Raw genomic sequence first — 3,069 nt, 5'->3', positions numbered from 1 at the left:
GGTGGGGGGTACGGGACACGCCTTAAATCTCCCGTTAGGCTCGGGCGGCACATCCATGTGCCTTCACGGTCCCGTACCCCCCACCCACCGGCCCCTCGATACAGGGTCGGTGGCCATGGGAAACGCCACGTCCGCGTGCTTTTGATCTTCGATGGCCACCGACGCACTGTCGATGGCGGGTCGGGGTGGGCTGGAGGGGGCGTGAGCCGCATGGATGCGGCGATCGAGCTTACATGGACGTACTTGCAGCGTCCCCCGGAACGCCCATCCCGATCCGCCACCCCAGGTAAGCCGTGAACACCGGCTGTTCGCCAAAAACCAACAGCAAGCCGGGCAGAGCCCGGCTCTACTTGACACCGGCAAAAAAATCGGAAATCCAGCCCTAAAGGTTCCCGGAAACGTGCCGTTATTGTTTTCAACCAGGGCACATCGCCCTACTGCCTCCCCCGGGGCACCCCTTCCAAGCAACATCAGATACGCAGTCCAGGAGAACGGAAATGGCACAAGTCATCAACACCAATGTGATGTCGCTGAACGCACAGCGCAACCTGTCGACCAGCGGTTCCAGCCTGGCTACCACCATCCAGCGCCTGTCCTCCGGCCTGCGTATCAACAGCGCCAAGGACGATGCCGCCGGCCTGGCCATCTCCGAGCGTTTCAGCACCCAGATCCGCGGCCTGGACGTTGCCGTGCGCAACGCCAACGACGGCATCTCGCTGGCCCAGACCGCCGAAGGCGCGATGGTCGAAATCGGCAACAACCTGCAGCGTATCCGCGAACTGTCGGTGCAGTCGGCCAACGCCACCAACTCCGACAGCGACCGCGAAGCGCTGAACGCCGAAGTGAAGCAGCTGGTCTCGGAAATCGACCGCGTCAGCCGCCAGACCAACTTCAACGGCACCAAGCTGCTGGACGGTTCGTTCTCCGGCGCGCTGTTCCAGGTCGGTGCTGACTCCGGTCAGACCATCGGCATCAACAGCATCGTCGACGCCAGCGCCGGCGCGCTGGGCGGCGCCAAGTTCGACAGCAACACCTTCACCGTCGCTGCGCTGGCCACCAACGGCGATGTCAGCATCGAAGGCATGGAAATCCAGGGTGCCGACGGCAACTCGTACAAGCTGGACAAGATCGAAGTGAAGGCCGGCGTCGACATCGCCGCCACCCGCAAGGCCACCACCGCGGCCATCGCCGCTGCGATCAACGCCAAGATGGACCAGACCGGCGTCTACGCCTCGGTCGACGCCGCTGCGGCCGGCAAGCTGGACCTGACCTCGGTGCAGAGCAACGTTGCCGCCGACGGCACCTTCAACGCCATTGAAGTCACCATGGGCACCTGGACCGGCGCCACCGCGCCGACCGCGCCGACCCCGACCGCCGACGCCACCGGTCTGGACGCGCAGTACGCCAGCAACCTGGACATCTCCACCTTCACCGGTGCCCAGCAGGCCCTGTCCATCGTCGACAAGGCACTGACCGCTGTAAACAGCTCGCGCGCCGACATGGGTGCGATCCAGAACCGCTTCACCTCCACCATCGCCAACCTCGGCACCACCTCGGAAAACCTGTCGGCCTCGCGCAGCCGTATCCGCGACACCGACTATGCCAAGGAAACCGCCGAACTGACCCGCACGCAGATCCTGCAGCAGGCCGGTACCGCGATGCTGGCCCAGGCCAACCAGTCGCCGTCCAGCGTGATGAGCCTGCTGCAGGGCTGATTCCTGGCCGCAGAGGTGGAACGAAAAACCCGGCTTCGGCCGGGTTTTTCTTTTTGGCGACTCACAACACGATCAATAGCGGTTTTTTCATGTTTTTGATTAAAGGTTATTGACATTGTGTCGTTATTGATCTCAGCCGCGACATGAACACCTTTCGTGGCACCTCCGCAAGGAGCCACACCTCCATCACCCGGCGACATCACCCTCGCCACCAGGAGCACGAAAATGGCACAAGTCATCAATACCAATGTGATGTCGCTGAACGCCCAGCGCAATCTGTCGACCAGCGGCTCCAGCCTGGCCACGACGATCCAGCGTCTGTCGTCGGGTCTGCGCATCAACAGCGCAAAGGACGACGCCGCCGGTCTGGCGATCTCCGAACGCTTCAGCACCCAGATCCGTGGCCTGGACGTTGCCGTACGCAACGCCAACGACGGCATCTCGCTGGCCCAGACCGCCGAAGGCGCGATGGTCGAAATCGGTAACAACCTGCAGCGTATCCGTGAGCTGTCGGTGCAGTCGGCCAACGCCACCAACTCCGACAGCGACCGTGAAGCGCTGAACTCGGAAGTGAAGCAGCTGGTCTCGGAAATCGACCGCGTCAGCCGCCAGACCAACTTCAACGGCACCAAGCTGCTGGACGGTTCGTTCTCCGGCGCGCTGTTCCAGGTCGGTGCCGACTCCGGCCAGACCATCGGCATCAACAGCATCGTCAACGCCAGCGCCAGCGCGCTGGGTGGCGTCAAGTTCGACAAGAGCACGCTGGACATCGGTGCGCCGGCCACCAATGGCGACGTCACCATCAAGGGCATGACCATCAAGGGTGGCGACGGTACTGCCTACACCCTGTCCGACATCACCGTGAAGGCCGGTGTGGATGCCGCAGCGACGCAGAAGGCCACGGTCGCTGCAGTGGCCACCGCGATCAACGAGAAGATGGACCAGGCCGGCGTCTACGCCACGGTCAGCACCACCACCGGTCGCCTGGACCTGACCTCGGTCAAGAACAACGTGAGCGATACCGGCACGTTCAACGCCATCACCGTCACCGCAGGTACCTGGACCGGCATCACCGCGCCGACCCCGGCCACGCCGACCACCGCTGCCGCCGGCGCTGCACTGGCCAGCAAGTTCGCCAGTGACCTGGACATCTCTTCGGTGGCCGGTGCGCAGCAGGCGCTGTCGATCGTCGACAAGGCACTGACCTCGGTGAACAGCTCGCGCGCTGACATGGGTGCGATCCAGAACCGCTTCACCTCGACCATCGCCAACCTCAACACCACTTCCGAAAACCTGTCGGCCTCGCGCAGCCGTATCCGCGACACCGACTACGCCAAGGAAACCGCTGAACTGA

The 3,069-nt window shown here is 63.5% G+C and carries 2 protein-coding genes; both read left to right on the top strand.

The features are described 5' to 3' along the window. Nucleotides 1–497 precede the first annotated feature (497 nt). Nucleotides 498–1,715 (top strand): flagellin, encoded by a 1,218-nt coding sequence (locus QMX83_RS20905; RefSeq protein ID WP_282298543.1) that lies wholly within the window; start codon nt 498–500, stop codon nt 1,713–1,715. Nucleotides 1,716–1,940: 225 nt separating this feature from the next. Further along, the coding region (locus tag QMX83_RS20900; RefSeq protein WP_282298542.1) for a flagellin at nt 1,941–3,069 on the top strand (1,129 nt) is incomplete at its 3' end.

It is taken from the genome of Stenotrophomonas sp. PS02289 (assembly GCF_029960115.1).
GTDB lineage: Bacteria > Pseudomonadota > Gammaproteobacteria > Xanthomonadales > Xanthomonadaceae > Stenotrophomonas.
This window is presented reverse-complemented; position numbering and strand designations above follow the sequence as displayed.